This is a genomic window from Pseudomonas sp. IT-P4, from assembly GCF_949767755.1.
Taxonomy (GTDB): domain Bacteria; phylum Pseudomonadota; class Gammaproteobacteria; order Pseudomonadales; family Pseudomonadaceae; genus Aquipseudomonas; species Aquipseudomonas monachiensis.
In genome coordinates this window covers 198623-218086 of record NZ_CATKPX010000100.1, presented here as the reverse complement: position 1 = coordinate 218086, position 19464 = coordinate 198623, and the positions used below count along the sequence as shown (strand labels likewise).

Here is a 19464-nt window from a genome sequence, read left to right as displayed (position 1 = left end):
GGTAACGGCACAATGGGGCCAATATCTTAAGCTGGTATCATTCAAGGCCTGACATACCGAGTAGAAAAAATGAATCGTCAAAAGAAATTAAAGCAGCTGTTCAAGGCTAAGGCCAAAAAGGCCAGTGCCAAACTGGCACCGAAGAGCAAGGATAAATACATTTGCAAAGCGGACCGATTGAAGCTGGCTGCACAAACCACTGACGAGTCAACCATCGCCTCTGAGAGCTGATTCAGGTCGGACCGCGTAGACGTGGTCGAACCCTTCCTCCAGGTCGAAGACGCTTCGCGGCTTTGAATGACCAGACTGCCTTGCTACATTTGACCGATCACTTCGGGACAATTTCTGCCGTCTCGAAAGGTGTCAGGCAGCCGGTCATTTGAGTCGGCAACGTCAGGGGCCTTTCACAAAAACACTCACCCGAAATCTCAAGCCCCCGGTTCTTCTGAACCTGGGGGCTTTGTCATTCATCGCTCCTGCATGAGTGTGCGTTGTTTCGCCACGGACCTAGCGGATACCGGCACCCGCCATGGACTCTGGTACCCACTGCGCCGTCGATAGCGGCTCGATGTAGCGGATGCCGCCATGCGGGCCCACCACGCCATTGATGTTATAGGTGCCTTTCGACAGGTCGTAAGTCATGAAAGGAGTGGCGTCCGGTACCTGCTGGTCGTAGCTCTGGCTGAAGAACGCGAAGGAACCGCGGTATAGCTGGCCACTGGTGTCGTACTGATCGGAGGCCACCGCGGCCCAGGTGTCTTCATCGAGGTAGAAGCGGCGCTTCTGGTAGATGTGCTTGGCCCCAGGCTTGAGGTTGCCTTCCACGACGTAGACCCGGTGCTTTTCCCAGCGTACGAAGTCCGGGGCAATGAAGTTGGGCGTTGTCAGCGACTTGGCAGCGCGAGCGTAGGTGAGTTTGTAGGTGTTGTAGGGCACGATCATTTCCTGCTTGCCCACCAGCGTCCAGTCGTACAACTCGAGCGCACGGGCGGTTCCGGGGTTGGGGGTGTCGTAGGCCAGGATCGAGATCTGTTTGACCCGGCGTTGGGCAGGCATGTACTGCCAGGCGCGGCCAGGGAACTGCGTCGGGTTGGTCGCGTTCTTGAGCATGATCGATTCGCCGGCCCGGCGGGCAGGTCCGGTATAGGACAGTTTCAACTGATAGTAGATGTCGGAACTGTTGAACGGCTTCGACAGGTTCTCGTAGATCGGGAAGGAGATGAATGCCTCGCCGGTCACCGCCAGGCTCGGTACGCCCGCCGTGTCGACGCTCCAGGAGTCGTACTTGGAATGGATGTTGACGCCCTGGTAGCGCAGCAGGAAATTCCACATTGCTTCGGCGCCGGATTGCGGGATCGGGAACGGCACTCCGGGCATCACATTGTCGATGGCGATCCCGCCATTGAGAGACCTGGCGTTGGTGGCATTCTTGCGGCTGTTGTCCAGGATCGCCTTTGGCAACGATGCCGTGCGGTGGGTCGGATAGACGTCAATGCGAAAGTCGGGATAGCGCTTGGCCAAGGCCACTGTGGTGGCGGTCAGCATGCCTTTGTGCGCGTCGACGTTCTTGCCGTTGATCACCAGCAGCGGTTTTTCGCCCGCAAAGGGGTCCGGGCGCATGCTGTCGCCGGCCTTGAAGCTGGAGGGGGCGGTGGTCAGGCCACCGTTGTAGGGAGGAATGGAACCGTCGGCATTACCGGCCTTTTCGGCTCCCACCCACGTCAGGCTGGTGCCCAGCCGGGCGGCTTCCTGGCTCGACACATAGGCTTGGGCATCGATGGCCAGCGCCATGAGGGGTACAGCAGCCAGAAGACTTTTCACGAATTTCATATTGTTATTCTCCTGCCTGGCGTACCAGGCAACTCGTGACTCAGGCGCAGCAGACGCTCACGTCGACTCATCGCCAAAGACCTTTTCAGTACTGCCATTAAATAGCTCCCGTATCAGGGGCACTTTTCATTCGACGACAACCCCTTGGCTATTGATGACAGGCCCGGGCGGTCCCGGCGGGCATTCGATGGGGAGAGTGGCCATCAGTTGTTTGTATTTTTCAGCGGAATCATCGGGTTACCGAATGGTCATAGTTACGGCTGAACACTGCCCGGATGAAAGACTCGAGCAGCCATGACCCTTCCATATCTCCGACGTTTAGGACGTTTTTTATGAATCGCGCAGTAATCTTGATCGTGGCCATTTCCAGCGCCGTCTTGTTGGGAGGCTGCGGCCCGCATTGGGATGACGGAGAACGGTACGGGCGGTATCACGATCATGACCATCGACGGGGTTACGACCACAGAGGGGACGATGATCGGGGTTATTACCGTGACTATGATCGTGGTGACTATGATCGCGATCACCGTCGCTACCGTGATCGCGATGACAACGACGACTGATACGTTAGCTTCGAGTGATAGACGCCAGGTTTGGACAACACAGCGAATAATTTGCAGCCCGTCTCAGACCTGGCACTAAATTGAACAAATTCATTGAAAAAAACCGCCATAAGCTTTAAACGGAAAGTCAAATGGCACATTGAATGCAATCAGCCAGTGAGTTTCAGCAGTTTTGGCTCAGGGAGCGCTGATGAGTTTTCGTACGTTGACCGGCCCCCCGCGGCAATCGAGCAATGACGCAGTTGCCGCATTTCACCCTCCAGGGAACCCGGATACTGTCGGTATGGCTTGCGCCGGCAACGACGACAGGATCGAACAACTGCTGGATTCGGCGCGCAACTGGGACCATACCACCGCGTGGGTGTTTTACCGTGCCGGTGAACAGATGCTTCGGGTTGGCCAGGGCGACCCACGGGTACCGTGGCCTTCGAGTGTTGCGAATGACGAGTTCGAAGCCTTTTGCCTGGCTTCGAACCTGCACCGCTGGCCCACCGGCAGGGGCGAAAGTGAGCTGGGTTGGCTGCTCGCACCCGTCGACGATGCGACGCAACCGGCACTTGCTGAACTTGCCCTGCGCCTGGGCATCGAGCTACAGACCAATACCCTGGCCCGTGCGCAGATCACTCAGCGTGTGCTGTATGAAATTACCTACCTGGCCAGTTCGACCCGTGACCGCTCAGAGTTCCTGGTGGGGGCTCACCGGCTGCTGGCCAGCCTGATCGACGCCGAGAACTTCTATCTCGCCTTGTATAACCCGCACACTGGCAAGATCGACTACCCGTATTACGTCGACATCATCGACGTTGATGCCCTGGAATCCGAAAACTACGAATACCTTGACCCTTCGCGCCTGTCGCTGACCGGCCAGGTGTTGACCACGGGCCAGCCGTTGCTGATCGATGCCGCCGGGATTCTTGCGGCCCAGGCCGAGAACCGTTTCCACTGCGTGGGTGATCGTCCCGAGTTCTGGATGGGCGCGCCGTTGAAAAATGCCTCGGACGAGGTGTTTGGCATGCTGGCGATGCAGGTCTACGACGTTTCTCGCATCTACAGCGCCGAAGACCGCGCGCTGTTCCTGGTGGTCGCACGCCACGTGGCCATGGCGCTGGACCGGATTCTGCACCGGGAGGACCTGGAAGAAACGGTGTTACGTCGCACCCTGGAGCTTTCGGCAGTCAATGACGCATTGCGCCAGGAAGTCACAGACCGGGAGCGTGCCGAACATCTGCAAGGCGCGCTGTTCCAGATTGCGGAACTGTCGAGCCAGCCGGGTGACATGGCCGAGTTGTTCCAGACCCTGCATGGCATCGTCGGTGATCTGCTGTTCGCGCAGAACTTCTACATTGCGCTGTTTGACGACGGGACCGGCGAAGTGACGTTTCCCTATTACGTGGATGAACGCCAGACCACTTGCCCGGCGGCACGCCGAGGCCGCCGGGGCTTGACCGAGTACGTCATCCGTCAGCGCCGCCCGTGCCTGATAGATGTCGGCGAGGCAGAACGATTGTCCGCGCAGGGTGAAATCGAAATTGCCCATGAGTCCGTGCGCTCCTTCTCCTGGCTGGGCATCCCCTTGTTCGAAGGCGACGTGGTGCGTGGTGTGCTGGCGGTGCAAAGCTATACCTCGCAGGTGCGCTATACCCTGCGCGACCAGGAACTGCTGACCTTCGTGTCGCGGCACATCGACACAGCGTTGTCGCGACGCACGGCCGCCGAAGCGATTCATGCCGCCAACCTCAAGCTCGAAGCCAGGGTGCAGAGCCGCACCCGCGAACTCGATCACGCCAATGCCAAGCTACAGCACGAAAACTCCCACGATGCGCTGACCGGGCTACCCAATCGCACCTATCTGCAGCAGCGCCTCAACCTGGCCTGGTCACGGTTCGGCAGCGAAGGCGGGCACCTGGCGGTGATGTTCATCGACCTCGACCGCTTCAAGATGGTCAACGACAGCCTCGGCCACCATTTTGGTGATCTGCTGTTGATGCAGGCCGCCCACCGCTTACGCGGTTGCCTGCGCGACACCGACATGCTGGCGCGCCTGGGGGGCGACGAGTTTTCGGTGATGGCTCCCGAGGCATCGCTGGAGGTGGTGATTGAAATCGCCGAACGGATCCTGGTGGCATTCGACCTGCCGTTTTTCATCAATGGCCATGAAGTTTTTTCGTCCTGCAGTATCGGTATCGTCAGCGCCGACAGTCAGTTCCATCACGAGCCCGCCGACTTGCTGCGCGATGCCGATGCGGCGATGTACCGGGTCAAGAGTGCCGGGCGCGACAGCTACGCCGTGTTCAACCAGGAAGTGCGCCGTGAAGTCTCGGACCAGGTCGAGCGAGAAGGCGCCTTGCGCAACGCGCTCAAACGCACCGACGAACTGCTGCCGTATTTCCAGCCGATCGTCAGCATCGAAACCGGTGAACTCTTGGCCCTTGAAGCGCTGATCCGCTGGCACCAGCCGGGCGGCCGGGTGATCGCACCGGGCGAGTTCCTGCCGGATGTCGAGGGGTTGCGCCTGATCGGTCGACTGGACCTGTACATGCTCGCCAGCATTGCCGCGATCCTCGCACAGCCCGAACACGCCGACTGGCCGCCGGTGCACGTCAATTGCTCCAGCTACAGCATGACTCGCCCCGAATTCGCCGGTGAGGTGCTTGCACTGTTGGCGCAGCACCGGGTTTCGCCATCGCGAATCTGCCTGGAGTTGACCGAAGGGGCACTGGTCGCCGAACCGGCGATTGCCCGACAGACCATGCAACAACTGGCCGACAACGGCATGTCAGTGGTGCTCGATGACTTCGGTGCAGGGTTTTCATCCCTGAGCTATGTGCATCAATACCGTTTCAGCGGCTTGAAAATCGACAAGTCGTTCATCTTCGAACTGACCACCAGCCCCCGCAGTCGCGCGATCGTCCGGGCCATTGTGCGGATGGCCGAATCGCTGGACCTGAGCGTGGTGGCCGAAGGTGTCGAAGATCAAGCGACGCTGGAGTTGCTGCGTGAAATGGGGGCAGGGCAGGCCCAGGGTTATCATTTTGCCAAGCCGATGAGCTTGAAGGCGCTCTTGGCCAGTCCACTGCTCGGTCGCTAGAGGTCACCACTGTCCGCTACCTGGAGAGTCCAATGCCGCCCATCATCACGCGCCTGGGGGCGCTGCTGATTCTTTGCCTGGCGCTTGATGTGACAGCCCAGACTAATGCCTGCCCGGCTGGCGAGAAACAAGTGTGCCTGGATGGCTGCATCTGCCTGCCAGACGTGGTGCCTGATGGCATCTACCAGATCGCGGCGCCTGCCCTGGCATTGTGGCTGACCCAGGCCCGTGCTGAAGCTGCGAACGCCGGCACCCAAGCCATTCCACCGCGCATCCGCGAGCAGTTGCTGCATTGGTACGAGCCCGGCGTCCTCGATACCGCGCGCTACAGAATAAGCGACAACGGCCAATTCAACGCCGCCACTGCCATGCTGCAAAACCCCGATGTCGGTGCCGTGACACTGATCGATATCATCCTGTTCCGGGATGCTCAATCCGCAGAACAGGACATCGAGCTCTGGGCTCACGAACTCAAACATGTGCAGCAGTATCAGGAATGGGGGGTGTCGGGATTTGCCCAGCGGTATACGCAGGATTTCAATGCGGTAGAGGCGCCGGCTTATGCCATACAGGCTGAGGTCAGGCGCTCGGTGCGGGCGGGGGTTTACTGAAGGGCAGCGTACTCAAGACCAGGGCCGTCGCACTGATCGAGGCTCCCAGCAGGCAAACGGCAGTCCAGCCCCATAGCGCATACACCTGCGTCGCGGCAGCGGCACCCAGTGCGCTGCCCACCGAGTAAAAGCACATGTAGGCGCCGACCATGCGACTTTGGGCGTCGGGCCGTGTCGCGAAAATCAGGCTCTGGTTGGTGACGTGTACGGCTTGCACCGCGAAGTCGAGCAGAATCACCCCGCAAACCAGCGCGATCAGCGAAGACTGCGCAAAGGCGATGGGTAGCCAGGACAGCGTCAGGATCACCAGCGAAATGCCGGTGACCCGTTGCCCCAGACCCTGGTCGGCCCAGCGTCCGGATCTTCTGGCAGCCAGGGCACCGGCGACGCCCGCCAGGCCAAACAGGCCGATGACCGTGTGTGATAGCGACAACGGAGGAGCGCTCAACGGCAGCACCATGGATGTCCATAGTACGGAAAACGCGGCAAAGATCAGCAAGGCCAACAGCCCCCTGATTCGCAACACCGGTTCGGTCATGAACAGCGTGAAGAGCGAGCGGATGAGTGCCGGGTAAGTGTATCGACTGCGTGGCGTTGCTGCGCGAGGCAAGACTTTCCAGAACACCGCCGCAAGGGTCAGCATCAATCCCGAGGAAACGAAATACACGGCGCGCCAGCCTGCCAGATCGGCGATCAGCCCGGAGGTGAACCGCGCCAGAAGAATGCCCAGGACAATGCCACTGGTCACGGTCCCCACGGCCTGGCCACGTTGTGCCGGCGTTGCCAGCGCGGCGGTGCAGGCCACCAGCACTTGAACCATCACTGCCAGCAAACCCACGGCGATCATGGCCCCCAACAGGGTCAGCCATTGCTGTGCGGCGCCGACTCCCGCCAGTGCAATCGCAGACAGCAGCATTTGCGTCAGAATCAGCCCTTTACGGTTCAACAAGTCGCCCAAAGGGACGATGAACAGTAACCCCAGCGCGTAACCGACTTGAGTCGCCGTCACCACAAACCCGATCATTGAGGGGGCCACATCCAGGCTCCGGGCCATTGAATCGAGCAAGGGTTGTGCGAAGTAGACGTTGGCGACGGCGAGCGCGCAGGTGACAGAAAACACAAACGTGAGTTGCGCAGAAAGCCCCGAAGCCTGCGCGGCGAAAGGATGGGTGGCTGAATCGGTATCTGCTTTCATGTGAGCCTCCGTGGCGCTAAACTGGTTTCAATTAGCAACTTGATTCAATTGTTATCGAATCAGGTTTCATATTGCAACCACATTGTTCAATACCAGACGACTGAACTGGCCGTCCTTATCCAAAAAGGTAAACACCATGGCCGCAGACCCTTCACCGCAAGGCAGCGAATGCCCGGTAGCACGAACACTGGAAGCCATTGGGGATCGTTGGTCGCTGATGATCATTCGCGACGCGTTCGACGGCATTCGCCGATTCAGCGAATTTCAAAAAAGCCTGGGGGTGGCCAAGAACATTCTGGCATCGCGCCTGAAGACGTTGGTTGAGGTCGGTGTGTTCGACGTTCAGCCTGCGTCGGATGGCAGTGCCTACAAGGAATACGTCCTTACGGAGAAAGGACGGGAGATCTTTCCGGTGGTGGTCAGTATGAGGCAGTGGGGCGAACGGTTTATGTTCACGCGGGAAGAGACGCGCTCGGTATTGCTGGACAATGAGTACGGCCAGTCCCTGATGCCGATTGAAGTTCGCTCCGCGAGCGGTCAGAAACTTGGACCGTCCGACTGCCACCGAGTGAGGGTGGTTGCCGACGAGTCTTGAATCGAACGGTTGAAGGCGAATCAGTCGAGCAGCGCCACCAATCGTGGTTTCATTGTGGGCGGCTCGAGCGGCACTGTGGTTCCAGACATCAAGGGGATGTCTCCTGCACCGGGCATTGTTGAACGAAGCGGTCGATCAACCACCTCGCCGCCGGCCCCGGCGGCAGATCCCCGGCAACGGCCCTGACGGCCTGGCAGGCGCTGACCGAGCACGCTGGCGTGCAACGTCGCCAGAAATGCCGCGGCCGGTGGCGTGGGCAGCATGGCCGTGCAGATTGCCAAGTACCTGGGCGCCGAAGTCTACGCAACGGCCTCGGCACACCATCAAATCCCTGTGTTGGGTGACGAGTGTTACTCGCGTTCCCGATCTACAGCACGCCTCACCTGGTTCAACAGGTGATCGACATCCTCGGCGGTGGTGGCGAACGAGGTGACGAAGCGAACGACATTCGGTCCCCAGCGATCATGGTAGAACCCGAACCCGGCCTTTAGCAGGGCATCGATCATTGCCGAGTCCAGCCGACAGAACAGGATGTTCGCCTCGGTGCCGCCGAGCACCTCAACCCCGCTCAGGCCAGCAAGTCCCTGGGCCAGGCGCTGGGCGGCAGCGTTGGCCTTGCGTGCGTTGCGCAGCCAGAGATCGTCGGTCAGGTACGCATCGATCTGCGCCGACAGAAAACGCATCTTGGAAGAGAGATGGCCTGCGCGCTTACGCCGGTAACTCATCTGGGTGGCGAGGGAGGTGTTGAACAGCACGATGGCTTCCGCCGCCAGCGCGCCGTTCTTGGTGGCACCGAACGACAGGGCATCCACGCCGGCCTTCCACGTCATCTCGGCCGGGGAGCAGCCAAGCGACACCAGGGCGTTGGCAAAGCGCGACCCATCCATATGCAATCCCAGGGAAGAGGACTTGCAGACGTCACCAATGGCTGCGATTTCGTCCAGGGTGTAGAGGCTGCCGACTTCGGTGGCCTGGGTGATGCTGACGCAAGCGGGCTGGGTCGTGTGCACGTCGCCGACTTTGTCGCGGGTGCGCTCGCGCAGTCGGACGATATCCAGCTTGGCCGCCGGGCCGTCGACGGTCATCAGCTTCGCGCCATTGGAAAAGAACTCCGGCGCGCCGCATTCATCGTTGTTGATATGGCTGGCCGGATGGCAGTAGATGTTGCCCCAGGGTGGCGTCATCGCACTCAGGCAAAGTGCGTTGGCGGCGGTGCCGGTGGGCACGAGAAAGACCTCCACGTTGCGTTCGAAGATTTCACAGAACTTGCGCTGGACCTGCGCCGTCAACTCGTCGGTACCATAGGGACTCGCCTGGCCCGAGCTGTGTTTGACCAGGGCTTGTACCACCTCCGGCGAAGCACCGGCGATGTTGTCACTTGAAAAACCCAGCGCGGGCGGTCTGTTTGTTTCACCGTTCATCATCCAGTTCTCGGCTGCGCAGGCGAAGGTGTTTCGCCCGGATTGGCGCATCCTATGGAGAGGGAAGGTTGTTGCGCTTGTAAAAAATTGACAGCTGAAGGCCTAAGTCCTGTAGCGCGATGGCGCGACGCCGAATGCCTGCCGAAAGGCGCGGTTGAAATGGCTTTGATCATAGAAGCCGACGGCGTGGGCGACCTCGACGATGGGTTGCGCGCTGCGAGAGAGCAGACCACAGGCCCGTTCGAGACGCAGGCGAAGCAGCCACGCGTGGGGCGTCATGCCGACCGTGCGCTTGAACTGCTTGAGAAACGGGAAACGGCCCAATCCGCACAGGCCTGCGAGATCATCAAGGGTGATTCGCTGATCGATGTGACTGAAACAATAGTCCCTGACGCGAGACCATTGCAGAGGCGACAGGGTGCCGGTAATCGTTTCGGGCTTGATCGCCCGTGACTGGCTCAACAACTGTTCCAGCAGGGTGAACCATTGCGTCTGCACCGCGAGGCTGCCGGGGCCAACGCACTGCTGCATCGCTTCGTGCAAGCCGCGCAGGTTGCCTTCAAGCCCCGGGTCTTCGAGCAATACACCGGCCAATTCAAGCTCTTTCGGATGACCGCTGATTTCCTCGGCCAGGCTCGCGACCAGCGCCTGGGACAGGCGGAATGTCTTGAGCGTATAAGCGCCGCCGCCCTCGGACACGCCATCGTGAATTTCACCCGGCGGCATCAGGGCAACACCTCCTGGTCCTAAAAGAAACGACTCGCCTTTGGATCGATGGCGCTGGATGCCCTCGGTGACAAAACCAATGTGCAAATCGAGGTGGTAATGACGATCGAAACCGACATCCGCAAAACGTGCGGACCCCAGCACCAGGCCTGGTACTTCGGAGACGTGATGGTACTGGGCATGCTCAGTCATGAAACCCGTTCAACAATCGGCGAGGAGGGCGAGAGACTCAAAGTCTAAGTGTGTCAGAGGTATGGATCCATGGGTAGCCAACAACTGGCCTGAAGTTGTGCATGAGTCATTGAGTGTCAACCGAACTTGCTCGGCATGATGATGTTGCGCAGCTTGTCCGCTGCGCAACGTCCAGTAGCTGCCGCCAGCTTTGTGGCACCCCCCGCGCTTAGTTTCCGGCACCCTCGACATACACGTTCATGCCTTTTCTCTGCATCTGGGTCTGTGTAATCTCCTCGATTTTTCCCGAGCGAATCTCCGTCTCGCCAGCGCCTCCGCTCCCGGCACCCACCGCGGCACAGCCGCCAAGCACCAGTCCAAAAAGCGCTAACGTCAGCCAGGAAGCCTTACCGATCAAGACGAGCCCGCTCCCGCAGGGTGTGCGCTCAACCCAAGCCTGTGAAATCGCTGGCGTGCAGCTCCTGGACGCCCACCAGTTGGATTTCGAATTCCGGGGTGGCGTCGGCGTTGACACTGCCCTGGAGAACGCCATCGGCAAAGCGCAGTTGGCCGGTGGCGTTGGCCGGGTCGAAAGCGTTGCTGCCAATGAAGGTGAAGGCGTCGACAGCGGTGGTCAGCGGATTGGCGTCCAGGCCGGTGAAATCCAGATGATCACCCTCGGTGCTCTTGAAACCGTTGATCACATCGCGCAAAGCCCCGACGCCCATGTCCGACAGCGCACTGAACGCGAAGGTATCCGCGCCAGTGCCAGCGGTGAGGTTGTCGGTGCCTGCACCGCCGATCAGTCGGTCATCGCCCGAACCGCCCACCAGCGTATCGTTGCCCGCACCACCGTTCAGAACGTTCGCGGCGCTGTTGCCCGACAGACTGTCGGCGTAGGCGCTTCCCGTCAGGTTTTCGCAGAACTTCAAGGTGTCGAGCCCGGAGCCCGCGGTGTTTTGTTGCGCCGAGGTCGAGAGGTTTACGTTAACGCCGGACAGGGCGCGCGCATAAGACACCGTGTCAGTGCCATCGCGCCCGTCCAGCACGTTGTTGCCGGCTCCGGCGAACAGCGTGTTGTTCAGCGCGTTGCCCGTGCCATTGGCGGCGCCAGTGCTATCGATATACAGATGCTCGACGTTGTCGCCGAGGGTATAGGCTGCCAAGTCGCTGTGCACACGGTCGCTCCCTCCAGACACCGCATTGCTGTTGGTCTCGATCACGGCGTCATCGGCGTTGTCGACATAGTAGGTGTCGTTGCCATCGCCGCCACTCATGCTGTCGGCCCCGGCGGCACCGTCGAGCACGTTATTGGCGGCATTGCCGGTGATGAAGTTGTGCTGCTCATTGCCGGTGCCGTTGATGTCCGACACGCCGCTGAGCACCAGGTTTTCCAGATTTGCGCCCAAAACCCAGCTGACCGAGGCTTGCACCGTATCGATCTGCGAGACCGAGGTGCTGGTTTCCACCACGCGGTCCAACGCGTTGTCGACCACATAGATGTCGTTGCCATTGCCACCGGTCATGGTGTCGGCGCCAAGGGATCCATCCAGTGTGTCGTTGCCCGAACTGCCCGCCAGGGTGTCGGCCTGGTCGGTACCGGAAATCATGTTCCGGGCGTTGTCGAAAATGTCCTGCACGCTGTTGTTGTCGTTGGGGTTGCCCTGCAAGCCAAGGTCACCGGCAATGTAGTCGGCCAAACGCTGGCCGACGATCTCCGCCGACTCCTCGTGCAGGTGCCAGACGTCGTCGGGATACGTCAGCGGATCGACTTCGTGGCGCAAGGGGAGGTCGGTGTAGTCCACCGCCAGCTTGACGTCGACGCGCTCGGCGGCGATGGCTTCCTGGGCGGCGCGGACATAGCCAGCCCCCTCGACGATGGAGGCAATTTTTTCCTCTGAATAACCACGGGCCCGCGCCGCGTCCTGGTCGTAGTGACCGGTTTCCATCAAGTACACGCTGAAGTTGCCGAACTGGGCATGCAGGTAGTCAAACACCTGCAGGGTCGCGGCCTTGTACGCCGCTGCTGCTGCGGCTTTGTCCGTGGCGCGGCCGATCTCCTGGGCGGCTTCCTCGCCCTGGCCCCAAATGATGCCCATGGTGACGTTATTGATCGATTGCAGTTCGCTGAGCTGGCCTCGCAGCAGCGTTACGGCACGCAATAACGCCGCGCCGGGCTGGTTGGTGTCGGTCAGCCACCAGCACAACTCGAGCTCCCCGGCGCTGAGTGTCGACAGGCCGGTGACCGTGCTGCCCCCCACTGCGATGTCGATGCCGTTGCCATCGGCGTCGGTGAATTGGCTGCGCACATCATAGGGGGTGTAGCGGTCCAGGTCGTTGACCAGCATCGAGGTGCCGGACTGACCGTCGTCCTCGGTCATGCGCAGCAGGCGCGCATTGGATTGGCCGAGGGTGGGCAGGTAGAGAATGTCCTGCCGGGGGCTCTCGCCGAACACAAAGTCGCTGGCGGTCAGGGTGTTGATGTAGTTGCCGTTGAGGGCGATTTCAAAACGATTGCCATCGGCATCCGCTTCGGCGGACTTGATGTAGGTCTTGTCGCCGGCCGCGTTGAGGGTGATGTACAACGTGCCATTGTTGCCATCGCCGAGGCCGATAATACCCAGGCCTGAAACATCGATCTTGTCGACGCCCGCGGTGAAGTCATAAATCGTGTCGGTGGCCGAGACACCGCCGGTGTCGTAGTCACGGTAGCTGTCGAGCACGTTGCTGTAGCGGAAGGTGTCGGCACCGTCGCCGCCGTACAGCGAGTCGCGTCCGGCGCCACCGTCGACGATGTCCGCGCCGGTGCCAGCCTTGATCGTGTCGTTGCCACCGAGGCCGAGGATCAGGTCCGCACCCGCCGTGCCGTTGAGGGTTTCGGCGTTGTTGGTGCCGGTGATGGTATTGGCGGGTACATCGGCCACGACCAGGGTGAAGCTATCACTGACCGATGCTCCGGCCGGGTCCGTGGCCTTGACCAGCACGTTGTAACTACCGGACGCGGTGCTGGGCGGCGTGCCGGTGAAGGTCAGGTTGGCGGCATTGAAGACCAGCCAGCCGGGCAGGGCGCTGCCATCGGCCAGTTTGGCGGTGTAGCCGAGGCTGTCATTGTCCGGATCGGTGAAGCTGGTCGCTGGCACCACGTAACTGAACGGGGTGTTTTCGGTCGCGCTCTGATCCAGCAGCGGATTGGCCAGCACCGGTGCCTGGTTGGTCGGTGCCGACGTGGCGAAGACGAAGTTGGCGCTGGTCAGCTTGTCGAGGTAGTTGCCGTCCAGCGCCACTTCGAAACGGTTGCCATCGGCGTCGGCGGCCAGGGACTTGATGTAAGTCTTGGTACCGGTACTGTTGAGTGCCAGGTACACGGTATTGTTCTTGCCATCCCCCAGGCCGGTGAACCCCATGGCCGAGAGGTCGATCTTGTCGGCGGTGATATCGAAATCGGTGATCAGGTCGCCAAGGTTGGCACCGCCGGTGTTGTAGTTGCGGTAACTGTCCAGGCGACTGGAGAACACAAAGACGTCCGCTCCGGCACCTCCGGTGAGGGTGTCCATACCCGCGCCGCCGTCGAGCCTGTCGTCGCCCGCGCCGCCACTGAGGCTGTCGTTACCCGCCAGGCCGAGCAGGGTGTCGGCCGAATCGCTGCCCAGCAGCGAGTCGCTGGCGCCGGTGCCGGTGATCACACGATTGAAGATGAAGTGGCTGGCGGTCAGGGTGCCGGTGAGGTTGCCCGAGAGAATCAGTTCGAAGCGATTGCCGCTGGCATCGGCATCATAGTCCTTGATGTAGGTGCGGTCGCTGCTGGCGCTGTAGCTGACCTGCAGGGTGCCGCCACGGCCATTGCCCAGTCCTGTGAAGCCGAGGCCGGCGAGATCGATCTTGTCCTGGGTGACGTCGAAGTCGGTGATGGTGTCATCGAAGCTTGTGGTTGCGTTGCGGTAACTGTCGGACTGAGCGGTGAAACGGAACGTATCGGCGCCGGTACCGCCGGTGAGTTTGTCGATGCCTGCACCCCCCACCAGAATATCGCCACCGGCTCCGCCATTGAGGGTGTCGTTGCCGGCAATGCCGTAGAAAATCTCGCTGTCGGCGCTGCCCAGCAGGGTGTCGTTGCCGGCCGTACCTTGCACGATGGTCATCGGCACCGTGGCGCTGACGTAGCTGCCGTCGCCATAGATCAGCGTGGCGCCGTTGCTGGTGTGACTGATGGTGTTTCCAATAATGGCGTTGCGATCAGTGCCGTCTTCATTGCGCTCCGCGACGCCGTAGGTCGACAGGTCGCTGCCGCTGATGAGGTTGCCCTGGATGGTGTTATCGCTGCCGTTGAAGTACTTGCCGGACACGCCCAGGGTGTCGTCGTAGGACTGGATGATGATCTCCGGGACGGGGCTGCCCAGGGAATTGTTGTTGAGCGTGTTGTCGATGATCTCGACGTGGTTGCTGCCGTAGATGCGCACACCGGCGCTGGCGTTGTCGTGAATGTCGACGCCGCTGACGGTCACCTCGCTGGACAGCTTGATCAGCACCCCTTCGGCGCCGTTGCCGTACACCTCGCCACCGGTGATGGTGATGTTGCTGGGGGAGGGGATGTCCTCGCTGCCGCGCTGCACCACGATGCCAGTGCCGCCGTTGTTGTAGGCAACGTTATTGGTGAGCGTGAAGTCGTGGGTGCTGGTAACGATGTTGAAACCGTGCCGGTCGTTGTCGTACGCGACGTTGTTTTCGAAGGTGCTGTCGCTGAGGAAGTCGGCAACGAAACCGTCCAGGCCGTTGCCGTGGGACACGCTGTTCTTGATGACCATGTTGACGGTCTGCTCGTGGGGGTCGAAACCGTACCCGGAGCAATCCTTGATCTCGACGCTGTCGAGGGTGACGTTGGAGTCGTAGCCCGCTTCGCCTGGAATGTAGCCGTTGAACCAACCGTCGATCTTGCCCGTGGTGTTGTCACGGTTGCCGTCGATGGTGAGGTTGCTCACGCCGAAGTCGTGGGTTTGCTCGCCGTAGGCGGAGCGGATGACTCCGGTGATCTTGGTGTCGGAGCCGTCAGCCACCTTGACGGTGGTTGCGCCCATGCCGTCGCCGTACAGGTAGACGCTGCTCTTGAGCATCAGGCAGCCGTCGGAGGGTTCCTCACCTCCCGAAACGATATAAGTTCCGGTCGGCATGTACACCTGCCCCCCGCCTGCAGCGGCCGCCGCATTAATTGCATTTTGTATCGCCGCCGTGTCGTCAGTGATGCCATCTCCTTTGGCGCCAAAATTTTGTACATTGAAAATCATGAGTTTATCTCCGTATCAGGCGAAAACCTCGGTAGTGCCAATATTCAATCGACAGCTAAGGCTTTATGACCCAACGGAGCGCAAAAGTTGCGACCGCATATCGGGGAAACGTCAAGAAAACAGAACCAACTGATTAGCGGTTATGAGATGTTTCGAAAAAATAACGTTTTGTTGACGCTCACTCGGGTAGCGAGGTCGCAGTGGACCAGCCAAGGAGTTGGCGCAAAGCTGGATGGAAGGTGCCTGGAGGATCCTGGGCGATTCAAGTGGGCTCTACGTCTTCGGGTCGACAGAAACGCGTCACAACCCATGACATTGATGTTTGAGCGTCAACTGCGGTTTTTGGGGATGGAATTGCCCATCCGCGAATTCCACCGATGATCGTTAAGAGTGGGCTACTGCTACATACATGATTTAGCTTATGGGCGATGACCGATGTTCATAAGCGGCTGTAACCCCGGGTTTTGAGACCCGTTAGCCCGAAACCGGGTTAGAGTGTTCATCAATCTCTGTTCATAAGGGGCCCTCCACTCGATTCGCGTAGTTGCGCCAAAGGGTTCCAGCGAACGAACAGGGCAAAAAAACCGTATATCAATCGTTATGTGAAAAATGAATCGTCCGCTGTTTGTTTCTCTGGATGGGCCCAAGGGAGCCGGCAAAACCACACTGTTGGAGGCCGTCACGAAAGTACTGAGGGCAGGCAACAAAAAAGTGATCCGACTTTGCGAGAAAAAAAGCGATCCCTATAGGGGTGAAACAATGACCCTCGTGAACAAATTCGTCAGAAATCCCACCCGCGATTTGGAGTTGGAGGTTTGTGAGCGCTTTGCTGATAGCCGTACCTGGATTTCCCGGCACGTGCTGGCTAAACAGCCACCAGGCAGCATCATCTTGATCGATCGCTGGTACCCGTCTGATGCCGCGTTTCGCCGGATAGTCCCGTTTGCAGAGATTCTACAGTTGAACATCGATCGAAACGTGCGAGTGCCAGACCTGCATGTCGGGGTTGTCACCGCCCCTGAAATTTCATGGGCGAGGGCAGCGGCACGACGGCGTGGGCTGAGCAGTACCGTGATCCATAAGCTGGAAGAACATGTCGCTTGTACCAAGGCGTTCGAGCAAGCGACTGCAGATCACGGCTGGGTTTTATGCCGCAATGAAGGAACGATCGAAGACGCAACGATGCAGGTTATTTCTGAGATCTATAGCGTCCTTCGATGTTAGCGAAGGCGCCAACAAACGCCCCGACATGTTCGGGGCGTTTGTTTTGTGCTGGAAAAAAGCCTTTCAGCCAATTAATACCATCAATAGGTGAACATCAGCTGTAATGACTTGCCGAGCCAGCAGCGGGTTTGAGTTTCCTGGTATGGGTCAGCTGATAGGCAATCGCCAGCCATATGAACCACCCTGGCATGACCATCAAGGCAATACGGGTGTCAGGTCTCAATGCCAGCAGGCAGAGAACGAAACCCAGAAACCCCAAGGAAAACCAGGCCATCGGCACGCCGCCCGGCATCTTGTAGGCCGATATCGCATGTAAATCGGGTCGTTTTTTGCGATAGGCAATGTACGACGCGAGGATGGTCGACCAGGTGAAAATCACCAGGATTGCCGACACGGTAGAGACGATGGTGAACGCGGTCATGACTTCTGGAACGATGAACAGCAACAACACGCCTACCAGCATCAACAGTGTGGTGAACGCCAGGCTCAGCAGAGGCACGCTATTGCTCGACAGACGTCGGAAAATCCCCGGAGCGTTGTCCTGATTAGCCAATCCAAACAGCATGCGACTGGATGAAAATACGCCACTGTTGGCCGATGAGGCGGCGGATGTCAGTACCACGAAGTTGACGATGCCGGCTGCTGCGGGAAACCCTGCAACCAGAAACAGTTCGACGAAGGGGCTCTTGTTGGGCGAAACCTGTTGCCAGGAAGTCACTGCAATAATGCAGGCCAGTGCCAGCACATAAAACAGGATGATTCTCAGCGGAATCGAGTTGATGGCTTTAGGCAGGGTCTTCTCGGGGGAGCGTGTTTCGGCGGCTGCAGTACCGATCAGCTCGGTGCCCGCAAATGAGAAAATCGCCATCTGGAACCCGGCAAAGAAACCGAACAAGCCGTTGGGGAAGGCGGCCTGTTTATCCAGCAAGTGGTTCAGGGATGCGGTGACGCCACTGGGTGAGACAAAGGAGCTGGCAATCAGGACCATGCTGACGCCAATCAGGGTGACGACGGCAATGATCTTGATGATTGCGAACCAGAACTCCACTTCACCAAAGAGCCTGACAGTCAGCACGTTCAAGGCAAACAGTGTTATCAGCATACCGATGGCCGGTATCCAGGCGGGTACGTCGGGGAACCAGTACTGGAAGAATCCGCCGACCACCACTGCATCACCTATCACTGCAACGCTCCAGCTTAACCAGTATGACCAGCCGAGAAAGAATGCTGCGCGTGGGCCAAGGTAGGCACCGGCAAAATCCGCGAAGGTTTTGAAGTTCAAGTTGGAAAGTAACAGTTCGCCCATGGCGCGCATGACGAAGTAGACGAACAGACCGATGATCATATAGATGAGGATGATCGACGTGCCGGAGAGGGCGATGATCTTGCCGGACCCCATAAACAGACCGGTACCGATGGCGCCTCCCATGGCCATTAACTGAATGTGACGATTGCTGAGCGTGCGCTGCAGCGCGGGCTGTTCAACCCGCTCGGACGGAGTCGATTTCATTACAAAACCTCTTGATTTTATGTTTTTGAGTTTTGGCAGAAAGTGGGTGTCTAGCGTTCTTGTTAGAGATCCAACGGCTACTGACGATGGTGGGTTGCGGGTGGCAGGGTTTGTCGTCCACTCACAGGGTGAGTAGCTCCCCGGCACTTTGCTCAGGGGTATCACCAATGGCTATCAGCTCACTGTGCGTAGGCGCGAGGGGACGATTGCTGGCGGTTGATCAACCAGCTGGTAGAGGTTTTTTATGTTGTCAGGCGTCGGCACCAGATGGATGCGCTCTCCGATGGCATGCTCCCGCGCCAGGTCATGCACGTAGCGCAGTGACGAAAAGTCTTCGAGGGCAAAACCCACCGAATCGAACACGGTGACCTGTGCGTCGTTCTCGCGGCCCGGGGCTTCGCCCTGAACAATCCGGAAGAATTCGACGACGGGAGAGTCGGCCTCCAATTGTTGAATATCGCCTTCAATTCGGGTTTGAGGTTCAAACTCAACGATGACCCGGGCGTTGCGCAGGATGTCGGCGTGCAGTTCGGTTTTCCCTGGGCAGTCACCACCCACGGCATTGATATGCATGCCGGGCTCGATCATCTCGGGCGTCAGAATCGTTGCATAGGTTTTGTCTGCGGTGACCGTGGTGACGATGTGCGCGCCCTTGACCGCTTCCTGTACCGAGTTGGCCAGAATCACCTCAATATCCGGGAACGCTGACAGGTTGTGCTTCAACTTGAGTGAAGCGTCGCGATCGAGATCGAAAATGCGGATTTGCTTGATGGACAGCATTTCGTGGAAGGCGAGGGCCTGAAATTCGCTCTGGGCACCGTTGCCGATGATTGCCATTGAGGTTGCACCGGGGCGGGTGAGAGATTGTGCGACCAATGCGGAAGTTGCTGCCGTGCGCACAGCTGTGGTCAGCGTCAGTTCACTGAGTAAAGTGGGATAGCCACTGTGGACATCGGCCAGGACACCGAAGGCCATGACCGTCAGCATATTGCTTTGACCGTTGCCCGGGTGACCATTCACGTATTTGAACGAGTACTGTTGGCCATCGTCGGTGGGCATCAACTCGATCACACCGTCGGCCGAATGATTGGCGGTACGGGGCGACTTATCAAACTGTGCCCAGCGCAAATAGTCCGCTTCGATATAACTGGCCATTTCGCGGATTGCCCGGCGAATTCCCACCGTGGCGAACAGGCGTGCAGCATGATCGACGTCTATAAAAAGAGTCATGTTTTTATTCTCCGATTCAAT

Annotated in this window: 13 protein-coding genes and 1 pseudogene; 7 read left to right on the top strand and 7 right to left on the bottom strand. The window is 59.2% G+C overall.

What is annotated here, in order from left to right; genetic code table 11:
- The first annotated feature begins 69 nt into the window (after window positions 1-69).
- Window positions 70-231: a DUF2986 domain-containing protein gene (locus tag ACM6IT_RS27925; protein ID WP_414914492.1), complete on the top strand. Its 162-nt coding sequence runs from the start codon at window positions 70-72 to the stop codon at window positions 229-231.
- A 276-nt stretch (window positions 232-507) separates the two neighbouring features.
- On the opposite strand, the gene ACM6IT_RS27920 is transcribed toward ACM6IT_RS27925, so the two are convergent.
- Window positions 508-1830, bottom strand: coding sequence for a DUF1329 domain-containing protein (locus ACM6IT_RS27920; protein ID WP_414919107.1), 1323 nt, complete (start codon window positions 1828-1830; stop codon window positions 508-510).
- A gap of 332 nt (window positions 1831-2162) precedes the next feature.
- Between ACM6IT_RS27920 and ACM6IT_RS27915 the strand changes: the two genes are divergently transcribed.
- The 3 genes from ACM6IT_RS27915 to ACM6IT_RS27905 all read left to right on the top strand — a co-directional run bounded on the left by ACM6IT_RS27915 (window position 2163) and on the right by ACM6IT_RS27905 (window position 6092).
- Window positions 2163-2393: a hypothetical protein gene (locus tag ACM6IT_RS27915; protein WP_082562964.1), complete on the top strand. Its 231-nt coding sequence runs from the start codon at window positions 2163-2165 to the stop codon at window positions 2391-2393.
- A gap of 190 nt (window positions 2394-2583) precedes the next feature.
- Window positions 2584-5481 carry an EAL domain-containing protein gene (locus ACM6IT_RS27910; protein ID WP_414914490.1) on the top strand — a complete coding sequence of 966 codons (2898 nt, stop codon included), beginning with the start codon at window positions 2584-2586 and terminating at the stop codon, window positions 5479-5481.
- A gap of 32 nt (window positions 5482-5513) precedes the next feature.
- Window positions 5514-6092 carry a DUF4157 domain-containing protein gene (locus tag ACM6IT_RS27905; RefSeq protein WP_414914489.1) on the top strand — a complete coding sequence of 193 codons (579 nt, stop codon included), beginning with the start codon at window positions 5514-5516 and terminating at the stop codon, window positions 6090-6092.
- Here ACM6IT_RS27905 and ACM6IT_RS27900 read toward each other — a convergent pair.
- Window positions 6061-7287: an MFS transporter gene (locus ACM6IT_RS27900; protein ID WP_414919106.1), complete on the bottom strand. Its 1227-nt coding sequence runs from the start codon at window positions 7285-7287 to the stop codon at window positions 6061-6063. The two genes, ACM6IT_RS27905 and ACM6IT_RS27900, sit on opposite strands and share 32 nt — an antisense overlap.
- Window positions 7288-7423: 136 nt before the next feature.
- Between ACM6IT_RS27900 and ACM6IT_RS27895 the strand changes: the two genes are divergently transcribed.
- Both ACM6IT_RS27895 and ACM6IT_RS27890 read left to right on the top strand, forming a co-directional pair.
- Entirely contained in the window at window positions 7424-7882 is a 459-nt protein-coding gene (locus tag ACM6IT_RS27895; RefSeq protein ID WP_414914487.1) for a winged helix-turn-helix transcriptional regulator, read from the top strand.
- Window positions 7883-8043: 161 nt separating this feature from the next.
- Window positions 8044-8206 (top strand): annotated as a pseudogene (locus tag ACM6IT_RS27890) (NADP-dependent oxidoreductase); the annotation flags it as partial.
- Window positions 8207-8232: 26 nt separating this feature from the next.
- On the opposite strand, the gene ACM6IT_RS27885 reads toward ACM6IT_RS27890, so the two are convergent.
- The 3 genes from ACM6IT_RS27885 to ACM6IT_RS27875 all read right to left on the bottom strand — a co-directional run bounded on the left by ACM6IT_RS27885 (window position 8233) and on the right by ACM6IT_RS27875 (window position 15479).
- The gene (locus ACM6IT_RS27885; protein ID WP_414919105.1) at window positions 8233-9303 is read right to left on the bottom strand and encodes a threonine aldolase family protein; all 1071 of its coding nucleotides are present in this window, start codon (window positions 9301-9303) and stop codon (window positions 8233-8235) included.
- Window positions 9304-9405: 102 nt separating this feature from the next.
- Window positions 9406-10221 carry an AraC family transcriptional regulator gene (locus ACM6IT_RS27880; RefSeq protein WP_056724914.1) on the bottom strand — a complete coding sequence of 272 codons (816 nt, stop codon included), beginning with the start codon at window positions 10219-10221 and terminating at the stop codon, window positions 9406-9408.
- 425 nt (window positions 10222-10646) lie between these two features.
- Window positions 10647-15479 carry a M10 family metallopeptidase C-terminal domain-containing protein gene (locus ACM6IT_RS27875; protein ID WP_414919104.1) on the bottom strand — a complete coding sequence of 1611 codons (4833 nt, stop codon included), beginning with the start codon at window positions 15477-15479 and terminating at the stop codon, window positions 10647-10649.
- Window positions 15480-16088: 609 nt separating this feature from the next.
- Here ACM6IT_RS27875 and ACM6IT_RS27870 point away from each other — a divergent pair.
- Complete coding sequence (locus ACM6IT_RS27870) at window positions 16089-16703, top strand: dTMP kinase (protein WP_409079234.1); 615 nt, start codon at window positions 16089-16091, stop codon at window positions 16701-16703.
- A gap of 94 nt (window positions 16704-16797) precedes the next feature.
- Here the strand turns inward: ACM6IT_RS27870 and ACM6IT_RS27865 are convergent, their stop codons facing one another.
- Together ACM6IT_RS27865 and ACM6IT_RS27860 are read right to left on the bottom strand one after the other, a co-directional pair.
- Window positions 16798-18213, bottom strand: a complete 1416-nt coding sequence (locus ACM6IT_RS27865) for an amino acid permease (protein WP_414914498.1) — start codon at window positions 18211-18213, stop codon at window positions 16798-16800.
- Window positions 18214-18387: 174 nt separating this feature from the next.
- Complete coding sequence (locus ACM6IT_RS27860; RefSeq protein ID WP_414919103.1) at window positions 18388-19443, bottom strand: ornithine cyclodeaminase; 1056 nt, start codon at window positions 19441-19443, stop codon at window positions 18388-18390.
- Window positions 19444-19464: the final 21 nt, after the last annotated feature.